Source organism: Streptomyces sp. GB4-14 (genome assembly GCF_022696125.1).
In the GTDB taxonomy this organism is placed as follows: Bacteria; Actinomycetota; Actinomycetes; order Streptomycetales; family Streptomycetaceae; genus Streptomyces; species Streptomyces werraensis.
This window is the reverse complement of the sequence record NZ_RZHO01000002.1, coordinates 375,053-389,238: the sequence shown is the minus strand read 5'-3', so window position 1 is coordinate 389,238 and position 14,186 is coordinate 375,053. Positions and strand designations below refer to the sequence as shown.

Here is a 14,186-nt window from a genome sequence, read left to right as displayed (position 1 = left end):
CTCATCGCTCCCTGACCAGCGCCGCGTACGCGCCGCCGCGCGCCACCAGCTCCTCGTGCCGTCCGCGCTCCACGACCGTGCCCTGGTCCAGCACGACGATCTCGTCGCTGTCGCGGACCGTGGACAGCCGGTGGGCGATCACCACGCACGCGCAGCCGCGGCGGCGCAGGTTGTCCATCACCACCAGCTCCGTCTCGGCGTCCAGCGCGCTGGTCACCTCGTCGAGCACCAGGATGCTCGGCCGGCGCACCAGCGCCCGCGCGATCTCCAGACGCTGGCGCTGACCACCGGAGAAGTTCCGGCCGTCCTGCTCGACCGGGCTGTGAATGCCGCCCGGACGGCGCACGATCACGTCGTACAGCGCCGCGTCCTTCAGCGCCTCGACCACCGCCTCGTCCGGGATCGACGGGTCCCACAGCGCGACGTTGTCCCGCACCGTCCCCTCGAACAGGAACACGTCCTGGTCGACGAAGGAGACGGACGCGGCCAGCGCCCCGCGCGGGATGTCCTCGATGCGCTGCCCGTCGATCCGGATCACGCCCTCCCACGGGGTGTAGAGCCCCGAGATCAGCCGCGACACGGTCGACTTGCCGCTGCCCGAACCGCCCACCAGCGCCACCTGCTGCCCCGGACCGACCGTCAGGTCGAAGCCGGTCAGCAGCGGCTTGTCCAGCGGGTTGTAGCCGAAGGTGAGGTTCTGCAGCTCCACATGGCCGTGCAGCCGCCGGGTCGACTCACCGGCGCCCGGACGGCCGTACAGCGGGTCCGTCCGGAAGTTCTCGACGTCCTTCAGCCGGGCAACGTCGGCGGCGAAGTCCTGGATGCGGCCCGCCACCCCGTTCAGCCGGGTCAGCGGCGCCGTGAACCGGGCGACCAGCGCCTGGAAGGCGACCAGCAGACCGACCGAGATGTGCCCCTCGACCGCCCGCATGCCGCCGATCCACAGGATCAGCGCGCTGTTCAGCGTGGCGAGCGTCGGCGCGACGACGCCGAGCCACGCGCTCGGCACCCCGAGCCGCTGCTGCTCCTCCAGCGTGGTGGCGTGCTGCCCGGCCCACTTGCGGAAGTAGCCGTCCTCGCCGCCGGTCGCCTTCAGCGTCTCGATCAGCTGGAGCCCCGTGTACGCGGTGTTCGTGAGCCGGGCCGTGTCCGCGCGCAGCTTCGCCGTGCGGGTGGCGCGCAGCCGGATCACGATGCGCATCGCCAGGATGTTCAGCAGTGCCACCCCGATGCCCACGAACGTGAGCTGCGGGTCGTACGTGTACAGCAGCACCGCGTACAGCACGACCACGACCGCGTCGACGCCCGCCGCCGACAGGTCACGGGCGAGCGTCTCGGCCACCGCGTCGTTGGACTGGAGGCGCTGCACCAGGTCGGCGGGGCTGCGCTGGGAGAAGAACGTCACCGGCAGCCGCAGCAGATGGCGCAGGAACCGCGCGCTGGACAGGGTGGACGAGATCAGCCTGCCGCGCAGCAGGTTCGCCTGCTGGAGCCAGGTCAGCACCAGGGTCAGCAGGACGCAGGCGCCCATCGACGCGAACAGCACGTCCAGCATCGACGTCTGCTGCCCGATCAGGTACTCGTCGATGAAGGTGCGGCTCAGGCCGGGCAGCGCCGCGCCCACCGCCACCAGCAGCAGACTGGTCAGCACCACGGCGGGCATGGTGCCCGCGGTGCCGCGCAGCCGGGCCGGCATCGCGCCGAGCACGCCCGGCTTGCGGCCGCCCCGGGTGAAGTCGTCGCCGGGCTCCATCACCAGCACCACGCCGGTGAAGCTGCCGTCGAACTCCTCCAGCGGCACGAACCGGCGGCCCTTCGCGGGGTCGTTGACGTACACCCCGCGGCGGCCGAAGCGGCGGCCCATGCCGTCGTAGACGACGTAGTGGTTGAACTCCCAGAACAGGATGGCCGGCGCCGTCACCTCGGCGAGGGCGGCCAGGTCCATCTGCATGCCCTTGGCGGTGAGCCCGTAGCTGCGGGCCGCCTTGAGCAGGTTGCTGGCGCGCGAGCCGTCCCGCGAGACGCCGCACGCGATGCGCAGCTCCTCCAGCGGGACGTGGCGGCCGTAATGGCCCAGCACCATCGCGAGCGAGGCGGCGCCGCACTCCACGGCCTCCATCTGGAGCACGGTGGGCGTACGGACCGTCTTGCCGCGGGACGTGGGCACCTTGCGGCGGGGCGGGGCGGCGCGACGTCTGCCGCGGGTCTCCTGCGCGGCGCTCACGGCAGCAGCCAATCCACGGGACGCCGGTCGGACAGCCGGATGGAACCGGTGGCCAGGGTCATCGACGTCAGCTCGAACGGCGGGCCGTCGGCCGAGGACCACGCGTAGCCGCTCTCCGTGCTGTCGGAGCGCTTCAGCTCCACGGTGACCGCCACCGGCCTGCCGTCCCGGGTGAACTCCTCGCCGAGCTGGGTGTCGCCGAGGAACGCGGCGATCTGCCGCGGGGACTGGGCGGAGCGGTGCACCTTCGTCACCTCGCCGCGCAGCACGCCGTACTCCTGGCTCGGCACCGACTGCACCGTCAGGTCGACCGAGGCGTGTGCGGGAATACCGGCGGCCTTCTGCGCGGGGACGTACACCGTCGCGTACAACGGGGCCTTCGCGCGGCTCACCTTCTCCACGGCGGCGACGTCCGCGCCGGTCGCGATGATCTGCCCGGCGCCGGCGGCGAGCGCGGTGATCCGGCCCGCCTGAAGGGTGCGCACGACCTGGTCGCCGTCCGGCGTACGGACCTTGAGCACGGGGGAGCCGGCCGGCAGCCGCTCGCCCTCGCGCGCGAGCACGGCGGTGACCTGGCCGGCGACAGGGCTCTGCAGGATGTAACTGCCCTGCCCGTACGTGAGGATGGCGGGCGCCTGGACCGTGGAGGTGACCGAGCCGGTCAGCGCCCACACGGACGCGGCGGCCATCGCGATCACGGTGACGGACAGCACCAGCCAGCCCTGCGGGCGGGCGAAACGCACCGGGAGGTCGAGATCCTCCGGCGACTGGAGCCTGGCGAGGGCCTGTTGGCGGAATTGCACGGGTCTTCCCTCACCTGGGTGAGCTGTGCGACGTGACGGAAGGACTGCGGACGCACCACAGAGTCCCGGAGCCGGGGTACGGCTCCGGGACTCGGCGGAACAAGGACGCGATCAGAGACCGGCGACCAGGTTGGTGACCGGGGCCGTGTTCAGGCCGGTGACACCCTCGACGGTGCCGACGGCCGTGTCGACCAGGCCGGACACCGGGGCGACGCTGTCCAGGGCGCCGGTGAGGGTGTTCACGGCGTTGACGGACAGACCACCGGAAACGGCGTCGAGCTCGGCGTCGGCGATCTCGACGGTCTCGACCTGGGGGGTGGAGTTCATGATGGAACTTCCCTTCGTATGGACTTTCACAAGGGGGGAGCGGCCCCCCTCTGGGGACAGATGAAGGCCGCGGCCGCGGGCGCTCCGAGCGCCCGTCGCCGGGAGCCCGGAACGGCCTTGCGGTGCGATGGATCAAAGCACGCGGCAACCGGCCGCTTCCAATCCCTCACGCGCCTCACCAGGCAACTTGCGGCCAGGAGGCACCCAAGCGTGCAGACGAGGACACGGCTCGGCGGCGACTTCTTCACATGGGCCACGGCATCGACGCATCCGGCCGCTTGCGCCCCCGTGGCGGGAATGAGACACATCGGCCGCAAAGGCGTGTCCCGGATGCGCGGCCTGTGAACGGACGGCGGGTCAGGTGACCGGGTTGGGCATTCGCTGTGCAGATTCGCCGAAGCCGGGATTCGACCGGGGAGCGAAGACCGGGCGTGCGCGGCCGGTGACGGACGGTGAGGATTCGCTCCGCGTTGAACACCCCTCAACTCCCTTGCGTACCAACGACCGTCCAGGCGCCCCGAACAGCCGCCGGACGGCGGCACGACTCCGGTCCCCCCAGGAGGTCGAGAAGTTTGAGTCACAAGCGAATCCCGAAGCGCAAGGCCGCGATAGCGGTGGGCGGTGTGGTGGCCCTCGGCGCCGCCGCGATCCTGCTCCCCAACGCCAACGCTTCCCAGGACGGCGCGTCGGACGGCGTCGTGGCCGCGCCGAAGACACTGAAGGCGGGCGACGCCTCGGACCTCGCCACCCGGCTCGCCGGCACGCTCGGCGACGCCTACGCGGGCGCCTGGTACGACGGCGAGGACAAGCGGCTCGTCGTCAACGTGGTGCGCGGCGAGAACACCATGGCCCTGAAGGTCCGCAGCGCGGGCGCGGAGGTCCGCTGGGTCGACAACAGCACGGCCGAACTCCAGGCCGGGGCGGGCACGTTGAAGTCGGAGGCGACCATCCCGGGCACCTCGTGGGCGGTCGACCCGCGCACCAACAAGATCCTCGTCACCGCGGACAGCACGGTCACCGGCGACAAGTGGGACCAGCTGGAGTCCACCGTCGAGAGCCTCGGCTCCGGCATGGCGACCCTCAAGAAGTCCGCGGGAACCTTCCGCACCTTCGCGTCCGGCGGCGACGCCATCTTCGCGGGCGGCGCCCGCTGTTCACTCGGCTTCAACGTCATCGCGGGCGACGGCAGTCCGGCGTTCCTCACCGCCGGGCACTGCGCCGCCGCCGGCGACGAGTGGTCCGACCAGCAGGGCGGCCCGCCGATCGCCACGGTCGACCAGGCGCTGTTCCCCGGCGCGGGCGACTTCGCGCTCGTCACCTACGACGATCCGGCCACCGAGGCCCCCAGCGAGGTGAACGTCGGCGGCCAGACGGTCCCGATCGTCCAGGCCGCGGAGGCCACCGTCGGCCAGCAGGTGTTCCGCATGGGCAGCACCACCGGTCTCGCCGACGGCCAGGTGCTCGGTCTGAACGCCACCGTGAACTACCCCGAGGGCACGGTCACCGGGCTCATCCAGACCGACGTGTGCGCGGAGCCCGGTGACAGCGGCGGCTCCCTGTTCACCCAGGACGGTCTGGCCATCGGCCTGACCTCCGGCGGCAGCGGCGACTGCACGGTGGGCGGTGAGACGTTCTTCCAGCCCGTCACCACCGCCCTGGAGGCCGTCGGAGCGACCCTCGGCGACGGCGGTGCGGGCGCAGGCGGCCAGGAGCAGGGCGCGGGCCAGGAGGCCGGCGACGGCCAGGCCGGCGCGCAGGACCAGACCGGCGCCGAGGACCAGGCGGGCGGCCAGGACGCCGGCGCCGGTCAGGACGGCGCCGGCGGACAGGACATGGAGGACGGGACCGGTACGGGCTCCGGCCGTCACTCCGGTCAGGACTCCGGGCTGTCCCGGACGCACTGACCCGCACCCACTGGTCCCCGTGCGTGTGGGGTGCCCCCGGCCGTGTGCGGGCGGGGGCACCTTGGCGCCGCGGGGCCGGTCAGCGCGGCACGGACCTCAGCAGCAGCACCGCCGTGTCGTCCAGCCGGTCCGCCGAGTGCGGGCCGTGCCGCACCAGCGCGTCCGCCAGGTCGTCCAGCGGCAGGTCGCCGAGCTCGGTGAGCCGGCGGCACAGCTCGGCCAGGGCGTCCTCGAAGTCGACGCCGGGCGACTCCACCAGACCGTCCGTGTACAGGACGAGCAGCGAACCGGGCGGCAGCGCCACCTCCGTCGACGGATAGCCCGCCGTGCCGTCGATGCCCAGCAGCGGCCCGCCGGCCAGGTCGAGGACCCGTACCCGCCCGTCGGGGCGGCGCAGCAGCGGCGGCGGATGCCCCGCCCGTGACATCACGGCCCGCCCCCGCACCGCGTCGAGCCGCAGATACAGACAGCTCGCGAACAGCTCGACGCCCAGGTCCAGCAGCAGCCGGTTGGTGCTGCGCATCACCTCGTCCGGCGCCTGCCCCACCGCCGTGTACGCCCGCACCGCCGTACGGACCTGGCCCATCAGCCCGGCCGCCGTCACGTTGTGCCCCTGCACGTCGCCGATCACCGCCGCCGCCACGCCGTCGGTCGGCACCAGGTCGTAGAAGTCGCCCCCGATCTCCATGCCCCGGGTGGCGGGCAGATACCGGGCGGCGGCCTCGATCCCCTGCAGCGCCGGCAGGGTGCTCGGCAGCAGCGCCTCCTGCAGCCCGTGCGCCAGCCGGTGCTTGACGTCGTAGAGCATCGCCCGCTCCAGCGCCTGGGCGATCAGCCCCGCCAGACTCGTCAGCACCGCCCGCTCCTCCGTCGCGAACCGGTGCGGCGCCCCGTACGACAGCACACACGTCCCCACCGGGCGGCCCGAGGCGATCAGCGGCAGGTACGCCCACGCCGAGAACTCCGACGGATGCGTCTGCAGCGCCGGGTACAGCCGCTCCAGGTCCCCCCGCGACTCGAAGAAGGCGGGCACCCCGGTGCGCAGCACCTGGCCGCCCGGCGTCGGCTCGGACAGCGGCAGCCCGTCGAACCGCTCCACCACCAGCGGGTCCGCGTACCCGCGGTGCCCGAGCACCCGCAGCCGGCCCGCGCGGGAGCCGAGGACCACCAGCCCCTGGCCGCCCACCGCCGGCACGATCTCGTCCGCGACCAGCTGCACCACGTCCTGCACCCCGACCGCCTCGGTCAGCGCCCCGGCCAGACCGAGCACCTGGGTGATGGTCACCAGCCGGTCCGTGCCCACGCCCGGCTGCGGCGGCGCGGCACGGTTCATCTCCGTCACCGCGCGGGCCCTGCTGATCCGCACGCTGATACCGGTCGTGCTCGGGTACAGCCGGAAGGACAGCCAGGTGTCGGGCGGCCGCAGCGCGACGAACGACGTGACGTCCTGGCTGAACAGCGCCGCCCGGTACCGGTCCTCGTACACCGGGTCGTTCAGCCACGGCACCGCCGCCCACAGGTGCGCGCCCGGCAGCCGGTCGGGCGCCACGCCGAGCAGGTCGGACGCCGCGGCGTTGGCGAACGCGACCCGCCCGTGCAGATCGAGCGAGCACAGCCCGTACGGCAGCCGGGACACCATCCGGGCCGCCTCCATCGCGCCCAGCGAGCCGGCCACCCCGCCCACCACCGGCGCGGCCAGCAGGTCCGGCTCGTGCGCGAGGGGCAGGCTGTGCTCGGCGGCCCGCTCCAGCCGCACCGCGAGCCGGTCGCAGGCGGCGGTGAGGTGCTCGCGCTCCCAGTCCGACAGCTCCGACGGGTGCGACCCCGGCCAGGTCACGAAGACCGCGCCGTACGTCTTCGTCTCCGTCGCCACCGGCAGCGCGGCGAGAGAGAAGGGGTAGGGGAGGACCATGGCGATCCGGGGGTAGTGGCGGGCCATCTCCTCCCCGCCGCCCACCCACACCAGCCGGCGTTCGCGCACCGCGTCGGACACGGGGATCGGCGCGCTCAGCGCGACCCGCTCCCACGGCGCGGCGAAGGCGCGGGGCAGCCCCGCCATCACGGCCATCTCCAGCACGGGCTGATCGGGGGAGAGGAGGTACACGGCGCCGGAGTGGGCGTGCACCTCGTCCATCAGCGCGGCCAGCGTCAGCGACAGCAGCGGACGGCCCACGGGCGCCCGCGTCCCCGCGGACGCCTGTCCCTCGGACACGCCGACCACCTCCTCGCGCGGCCCGCACCCAATCTCCCCTGTGGGAGGGCGCCCCGCACGGCGAGCGGGCCGCCCGGTGCGCGCATCTGTGCGCCTACCCCGTTCCGCGCCTGTGAGCCCCCCTCGTCGGCCCTGGCGGGCCTCGTCCTCAAGCGCCGGACAGGGGCGGGGTCCGGAGCGGGGCCCCGCGGACGTCCGGGTGGCGTCGGCCGCGCACGGTCGCGGGCATGCGCACCGCGAGCCGGGCGCAGACCCCGCGTGAAAACCGGCGCGCCCAGCCGCGCGCCGTTCGCGCACAGGGGCTGCGCCCGTGTCCCTTTAGCGCTGTAATGGCCAACGTGGTCGGTGAGGGCGCTGCGGGACGCAGCACGAGAACGCTGCGCGCCGAAGGCGCCCTGAGCGCGCTCGCGGCCGACCCCCACGCGCCCGACCGGCTGCGCCGCATCCTGGAGCAGGCCCTCGTCTTCGCCGGGGCCGCGTTCGCCGGCTTCTACACCGTCGGCGAGGAGGGCGAGCTGCTGTGCCTGGCGGAGGCCGCCGGGGTGCCGCGCACCCTGTGCGGGGTGCGCGACTGCTACTCCGTCGCCGGCCGCACCCCGGTCGCCGAGGCGCACCGGGGACGCACGGTGTGGCTCGGCCCGAGGGACCTGGCCGCCCAGTCCCAGTCGCGCCGTACGCCCAGCCGCGACTTCCATCTCGCCGCCCTGCCCGTGCGCCGAGGCGGCGGCTGTCTGCTCGCGGTGAGCGAGCGGCCGGGCGGTTTCGACGCCGGCGACCGGGCGTGTCTCGCCCTCGTCGCCGACGCCGTCGCCCTCCCCGCGCCGCCCGTCACCGCCGAGGGCGCGGACCTGCCGCCGGGCGGCTTCAGCCTCGCCATGGACACCGGCCGGCTCCGGGTGCACGACGACGTCCTGGACCTGTTCGGACTCGACCCGGACGACTTCGACGGGCGGGTGGAGACCCTGCTGGGCCTGGCCGTCCCCGAGGACCTGCCCTCGCTGATGTCCGTGGTGGAGGCCGACCACATGACGATCGGCGACCGGGAGCTGGAGTTCCGGGTGCTCCAGCCCGCCGGTCCGCCCCGGTGGCTGCGGCTGCGCGGCCGCCTGGAGCACGGCGGCGAGGGGCGCCCGGCCCGCCTCGTCGGCACCGTCGCCGACGCCTCCTCGCTGCGCGCCGACGTCACCGACGTGGCCCGGGTGCAGCGCCTTGCCGCCGCCCTGTCCACCGCCGTCACCGTGCGGGACGTCGGCAAGGCCGTGGTGGCCGCGCTGCGCCGCCCGCTGCGCGCCGACCGGATCGCCGTCGCCGAGCTGGAGAGCGACCGGCTCGTCGTCACCGTCCTCGACCCGCCCGAGCCGGAGGCCTGGCCGGAGGTGTGGCGGTCGGAGTGGCGCACCGAGTGGCCCGACGCGCCCGTCCGCACCATGCCGACCCTGGCCGCGGCGCTGCGCGAGGGCCGTCCCGCGACATGGCCGGCCGGCTCCCCGCTGGAACCGGCCCTCGCCGAGGTCGGTCCTGGCGGCCTCGCCGTGCTGCCGCTGCCCGCGGGCAACCGCATGGCCGGCGCCTGCCTCGTCGGCTGGGACGCCCCGCACGACATCGGCGCGGACGAGCGGACCCTGCTCACCGCCGCCGCCAACCTGGCCGGACAGGCCCTGATGCGGGCCCGCGCCTTCGACGCCGAGCACGAACTGGTCGGGATGCTCCAGCGCCAGCTGCTGCCGCGCCGCCTGCCCCGGCTGCCGGGCGCGGTCGCCGTCGCCCGCTACCTTCCCAGCACCGCCGGACTGGAACTCGGCGGAGACTGGTACGACGTCATCCCGCTGCCCGACAACCACGTGGCCCTCGTCATCGGCGACGTGCAGGGCCACAGCGCCGGCGCCGCCACCCTCATGGGGCAGATGCGCACCGCCCTGCGCGCCTACGCAGTCGAGGGCCACCCCCCGGACGTGGTGGTCTCCCACGCCAACCGGCTCCTCGTCGACCTGGAGACCGACCTCTTCGCCACCTGCTGCTACGTCGACGTCGACATGGAGGCGGGCAGCGCCTGGTGCGTGCGCGCCGGCCATCTGCCGCCGGTGCTGCGGCACCCCGACGGGCGCACCGAGATCGCGGAGGCGGAGGGCGGCCCGCCGCTCGGGGTGGTCCGGCAGTGCGACTTCCCCATGAGCCCGCTGCGGCTCCAGCCCGGCACGCTGGTCGCCCTCACCACGGACGGTCTGGTCGAGTCGCCCGACTCCGACATCGACGCGGGCATGGAGCGGTTCGCCCGGCAGGTGGCCGCCGCCGACCCGGCCGATCTCGGGCCGGTCGCGGACGCACTGCTCGGCAGGGCGCTCCGCAGCGACGACGTCGCGCTGCTGCTGATGCGCTACGACGGCATGGACACCCGCCCGCTGCGCGAGAGCTGGACGGTGTGGCGGGTCCCGCAGGCGGTCGGTCACGCCCGCCGCTTCACCCGGCGCACCCTGCGCTCCTGGGGCGTCACCGAGGAGATCGACGCGCCCCTGCTCGCCGTCTCCGAGCTGGTCACCAACGCCCTGGTGCACACCGACGGGAAGGTCCGCCTCGACCTCACCCTGATCGGGGACCGGCTGCGCCTCGCCGTCGCGGACGCCTCCCCCCGCTCGCCGGTCAAGCCGACCAGCATCGGCTGGGAGGCCACCGGGGGCCGCGGCATCCTCCTCGTCGAGGCGGTGTCGGCGGCCTGGGGCACCCTGCCGGTCAGCGGCGGCAAACAGGTCTGGGCGGACTTCACCGTGCGGCGCTGACGGTGCCGGCCGCCGTGCGGCGGGTACCCGTCCCTCACCGAGCCGGCCGAGGAAGCCGGGCGAGCCGAGGGAAGGGAACCGCCATGGCCCACCACGTCCGCGACATCATGACCGCCGCGCCCGTGACCGTCGGACCGCAGACCTCCGTCGCACAGGCCGCCCGCCTCATGCGGGACCACGACCTCGGCGTCGTGCTGGTCACCGACGACGGGCGGCTGCGGGGACTGGTCACCGACCGGGATCTGGTGGTGCGTTCGGTCGCCGAGGGCCTCGATCCCGAGGAAACCACCGTGGTCCGAGCGTGCAGCGAGGACCTGGTGACCGTACGGCCCGACGACGAGCTGGACGTCGCGGTACGGCTGATGCGTGAACACGCCGTGCGCCGCGTCCCGGTGGTCGACGGCGAACACCCGGTCGGCGTCCTGTCGTTGGGGGACGTCGCCCTGGAGCGCGACCCGGAGTCGGCCCTCGGGGACATCAGCGTCGCCCGCCCGAACACATGAACTCCCGGTGGGTGAGGGAGGCGGACGGAGTCCGAGGCGCGTGTTTGACCCGCGCGGCACCGGGGGACCCGGCCCGCCGGTGACCGCAGAAGGAAGATGATCCACGTGATGTCGGAGAAGACGGGCAAGCTCCGGACCCGGCGTCCGGAGACCGGCTGGGCGCGCGCACGGCGCCTGCGCGACCAGGAACCGCTGCGGACCTGCCTCCCCGCGGTCGACCGGGACACCACGCGGGCCGCTCCGGTCACCTGGGCCGAGGGGAACATCGTGCGTGGCGAGGACTGACCCTCCGCCGTCACCGGGCTGCCCACGGGATGCGCAGCCCGGCGGAGTGCGCCCCTCCCGCCCCGACGTCGCGTCAGCGATCGCACGGCGAAACGCCACTTCGACACCGGGAGCCCGTCCGCTTCCATGCCGGTGGTGACCTGTGCGCTCGCAGGTTGTGCGCCGGGGTGTTCTCGGCCCCCTCGACGGTCGGAGGGCGGGCACCGTACGGTCGACGACGGTCACAAGGGAGACCGGTGGGCGGGCCCGGCCGTATGACGAGGGGCGAGGAGTGGCGATGGCGGGCAAGGACCCCTGGATCAGGTCACTGCGCGGTGCCGCGGATGTCCGGGCGCGCGTGGTGTTCTTTCCGCACGCCGGAGGCGCCGCCTCGTTCTACGCTCCGTTCGCGCGGCGGTTCCCCGACGGGTACGACGTCGCAGCCGTTCAGTACCCGGGGCGCCAGGAGCGCTGGGGCGAACCGTTCGAGACGACGGTCGAAGGCCTCGCCGACCGGCTGCTGCCGTCCCTGCGGCGATGGGCGGCAGAGCCCGTGCCGCTCGTCCTCGTCGGCCACAGCATGGGAGCGTCCGTCGCCTTCGAGTCGATGCTCCGGCTCGGGCGCGACCGGTCGACGGCCCACTGCCGCCTGGTCGTCTCCGGCCGCGCCGCCCCGTCGGTGACGCGAGAGGCCCAGGCGTTCGACTCCGACCAGGACCTGCTCGACCACCTCGCACGCCTCGGCGGAACCGACACGGCGATCCTGAGCAACCCTGACCTGATGGACCTGGCGCTGCCCGCCATACGCAACGACTACCGGGCGGTCACCCGGTACCGGCCGGTCCCCGACGCGATGGTGGCGACGCCCGTCCTCTGTCTGACCGGGGACCGGGACCCGCAGGTGACGCCGGAGGAAGCCGCGGCCTGGAAGAGTCACACCACGGCCGGCTTCCGGCTGGAAATGCTCCCCGGCGGACACTTCTACCTGTCGGACCACCAGGACACCGTCGTGCGCCTCGTCGCCGAGTGCGCCGAGGCCGGCGACCGATGACGGGCGGTGGGCCCGCAGTGCGCCGGGGCCGCGCCGAACTGCTGCTCTCCGCTTGACGTGGCGCCCACGGCAGGTGGGCGAGCCCGCGATTCCCCGGCATCCCGCGTGCGCCGGGCCGGCCTCGGCGCCGTGGCCGTGCCGATGTCCGGACGACTGGCGGGGCCCGGGGAGACCCCGCCCGGTCTGGCCGAAACCCGTGGCGTGGACGGCCGTGTGACCGAGGCGGTGGTTGCGGGGGTGAGGGGTCGTGCCCCGCGGTGTCGAGGACTTGTGAATTCTCTGCGACGGCACCAGGTTTGAATGTGAAACGCCGGGATACACGCCCTTCTCGGCGGGGCGTCCGGCTGCTCTTCCCTTCGATTTCGGGGGGTTGCGATCTCGTCACCCGACGTGAAAACTGTGAGCGCACTCGGCCCGGACGAATCGTGTCGAAGGTGTGTTCTCGGCATGTGAAGTGCGCAATCGTGGGTCAGGGGAGTCCCCGCGCGGGGTTGCCGCAGGGGAGAAGTCACGGGGGGATGTGTTGATGTCTGTTCGTCGGTCCCCGGGGTGTGTGCTGCCAGGCTGCGCAGGTGCGGGCCTGTCCGCTGCTCGGCGGGCTTCCGGACCGCTCGGAGCCGCAGCCCCGCCGTCCGGAAGCTGTCCTCGGATGCGCTGACGCCTGGGCCGCCGGCATGCCGTGAGCCGGTGGACCTGTCGCTCCCGGCCCGGCCCCCGGGCGGGCCGCGCGGGGACCCTGTGGCGCGGAGCGAGAGCCGTCCTGCGGTGCCACGCCCGGTGGCCGTGAGCATGACGGCCGCCCCTGCCCGCAGAGGCCCACGGCATCGTCGCACCACGGCATCGTCGGTGACCCACCGCCAAACCTGCGCGTTCTCACCCAAGGAGAAACGGTGACAAGCACAGAACTGACCGGGGCGGAATCGCCGCTTGACGCGTTACCCGGCAGATGGCGCTCCTTACGCGACGCGGGCCCCGTGGCGTACGACGAGGAGCGGCAGCAGTGGCACGTCGTGGACCACCAGGGCGTCGCCGCCGTGCTGTCCGACCCGGCGACGTACTCCTCCGACATGACGCCGATCGCCCCCACCCAGGAGGACTTCGAGACCTTCACCCGGGGCAACTTCGTCGGCATGGACCCGCCGGAGCACCGCAAGCTCCGCACCCTGGTCAGCCAGGCCTTCACCCCCCGCGTGGTCCACGGACTCGCACCGCGTGTGGAGGCCGTCTGCGCGCGGCTGTTCGACGGTGTCGCCGACCGTGACCGCTTCGACCTGGTCGACACCCTCGCCTACCCCCTGCCGATCATCGTGATCGCCGAACTCCTCGGTGTCCCCGCCGAGGACCACCGGCTGTTCCAGGAGTGGGCCGCCACCCTCTTCGGCGGCGACCAGCTCGGCGACAGCCTCGACATGGCCGACCTGGAACGGGCGCTGGAGGCCATCGCCCCGACCGTGCGCGAGATGAACGGCTACGTGCTGGACCACATACGCCGCCGCCGCGCCGACCCCGGTGACGACCTGACCACAAGACTCCTCGCCGCCGAGGTCGACGGGACGCGGCTGGAGGACCAGGAGATCGTCGGCTTCGTCGCCCTGCTGCTGGTCGCCGGGCACATCACCACCACCGCACTGCTCGGCAACGCGGTGGTCACCTTCGACCGGCACCCCGGCACGTTCGACGCACTGCGCAAGGACCCGGACCGGGTGCCCGCCGCCGTGGAGGAAGTCCTGCGGTGGCTCCCGCCCTTCCCCGAGCTGGGCCGGCGCACCACCCGGACCGTGGAGCTCGGCGGCCACGAGATTCCGGCCGACACCCTGCTGATGGTCCACCTCGGGGCCGCCAACCGCGACCCCTCCCGCTTCACCTCGCCGGACGTCTTCGACCCGGCACGCGATCCCAACCCCCATCTGACTTTCGGGCACGGCATCCACTTCTGCTTCGGCGCCCCCCTGGCCCGACTGGAAGCCCGTATCGCCCTGCGGATGATGATGGATCGTTTCCCCGCCGTCGAGGTGCCCTCGTACGACGACGTCACGTACCAGAACCCGGCCGTCATCGTCGGCGTACGCCACCTGCCGATCGCCGTCACCAGGCCGTAAGCACGTCGACGCGCACTCCCGCACC

Annotated in this window: 10 protein-coding genes; 6 read left to right on the top strand and 4 right to left on the bottom strand. The window is 73.6% G+C overall.

Features of this window, described 5'->3' with window-relative positions:
• Position 1: 1 nt before the first annotated feature.
• The 3 genes from ELQ39_RS02945 to ELQ39_RS02935 form a co-directional block, all read right to left on the bottom strand.
• Entirely contained in the window at positions 2-2,224 is a 2,223-nt protein-coding gene (locus ELQ39_RS02945; RefSeq protein WP_242590888.1) for an NHLP family bacteriocin export ABC transporter peptidase/permease/ATPase subunit, read from the bottom strand.
• Positions 2,221-3,027, bottom strand: a complete 807-nt coding sequence (locus ELQ39_RS02940) for an HlyD family efflux transporter periplasmic adaptor subunit (RefSeq protein ID WP_242590887.1) — start codon at positions 3,025-3,027, stop codon at positions 2,221-2,223. The genes ELQ39_RS02945 and ELQ39_RS02940 overlap by 4 nt, the downstream gene beginning before the upstream one ends.
• Positions 3,028-3,138: 111 nt before the next feature.
• Positions 3,139-3,354 (bottom strand): type A2 lantipeptide, encoded by a 216-nt coding sequence (locus tag ELQ39_RS02935; protein WP_190001984.1) that lies wholly within the window; start codon positions 3,352-3,354, stop codon positions 3,139-3,141.
• Between the two features lie 572 nt (positions 3,355-3,926).
• On the opposite strand from ELQ39_RS02935, the gene ELQ39_RS02930 reads away from it, so the two are divergent.
• On the top strand, positions 3,927-5,258 hold the full coding sequence (locus ELQ39_RS02930) for a S1 family peptidase (RefSeq protein ID WP_242590886.1): 1,332 nt from the start codon (positions 3,927-3,929) through the stop codon (positions 5,256-5,258).
• Positions 5,259-5,337: 79 nt separating this feature from the next.
• Here the strand turns inward: ELQ39_RS02930 and ELQ39_RS02925 are convergent, their stop codons facing one another.
• The gene (locus tag ELQ39_RS02925) at positions 5,338-7,479 is read right to left on the bottom strand and encodes a SpoIIE family protein phosphatase (RefSeq protein WP_399701614.1); all 2,142 of its coding nucleotides are present in this window, start codon (positions 7,477-7,479) and stop codon (positions 5,338-5,340) included.
• A 320-nt stretch (positions 7,480-7,799) separates the two neighbouring features.
• Here ELQ39_RS02925 and ELQ39_RS02920 point away from each other — a divergent pair, with 320 nt between their 5' ends.
• The 5 genes from ELQ39_RS02920 to ELQ39_RS02900 all read left to right on the top strand — a co-directional run bounded on the left by ELQ39_RS02920 (position 7,800) and on the right by ELQ39_RS02900 (position 14,161).
• On the top strand, positions 7,800-10,244 hold the full coding sequence (locus ELQ39_RS02920; protein ID WP_242590884.1) for a SpoIIE family protein phosphatase: 2,445 nt from the start codon (positions 7,800-7,802) through the stop codon (positions 10,242-10,244).
• A gap of 83 nt (positions 10,245-10,327) precedes the next feature.
• Positions 10,328-10,747, top strand: coding sequence for a CBS domain-containing protein (locus tag ELQ39_RS02915; protein ID WP_242590883.1), 420 nt, complete (start codon positions 10,328-10,330; stop codon positions 10,745-10,747).
• A gap of 108 nt (positions 10,748-10,855) precedes the next feature.
• Positions 10,856-11,032, top strand: coding sequence for a hypothetical protein (locus tag ELQ39_RS02910; RefSeq protein ID WP_242590882.1), 177 nt, complete (start codon positions 10,856-10,858; stop codon positions 11,030-11,032).
• A gap of 277 nt (positions 11,033-11,309) precedes the next feature.
• Positions 11,310-12,062, top strand: coding sequence for a thioesterase II family protein (locus ELQ39_RS02905; protein ID WP_242590881.1), 753 nt, complete (start codon positions 11,310-11,312; stop codon positions 12,060-12,062).
• An 890-nt stretch (positions 12,063-12,952) separates the two neighbouring features.
• On the top strand, positions 12,953-14,161 hold the full coding sequence (locus ELQ39_RS02900) for a cytochrome P450 (protein WP_190001991.1): 1,209 nt from the start codon (positions 12,953-12,955) through the stop codon (positions 14,159-14,161).
• The last annotated feature ends 25 nt before the right edge of the window (positions 14,162-14,186 follow it).

Excerpts from the sequence above, each read along its gene's own strand:
- ELQ39_RS02935 (WP_190001984.1), bottom strand. The coding sequence starts at position 3,354 with ATGAACTCCACCCCCCAGGTCGAGACCGTCGAGATCGCCGACGCCGAG.
- ELQ39_RS02920 (WP_242590884.1), top strand. The coding sequence starts at position 7,800 with ATGGCCAACGTGGTCGGTGAGGGCGCTGCGGGACGCAGCACGAGAACG.
- ELQ39_RS02915 (WP_242590883.1), top strand. The coding sequence starts at position 10,328 with ATGGCCCACCACGTCCGCGACATCATGACCGCCGCGCCCGTGACCGTC.
- ELQ39_RS02910 (WP_242590882.1), top strand. The coding sequence starts at position 10,856 with ATGTCGGAGAAGACGGGCAAGCTCCGGACCCGGCGTCCGGAGACCGGC.
- ELQ39_RS02905 (WP_242590881.1), top strand. The coding sequence starts at position 11,310 with ATGGCGGGCAAGGACCCCTGGATCAGGTCACTGCGCGGTGCCGCGGAT.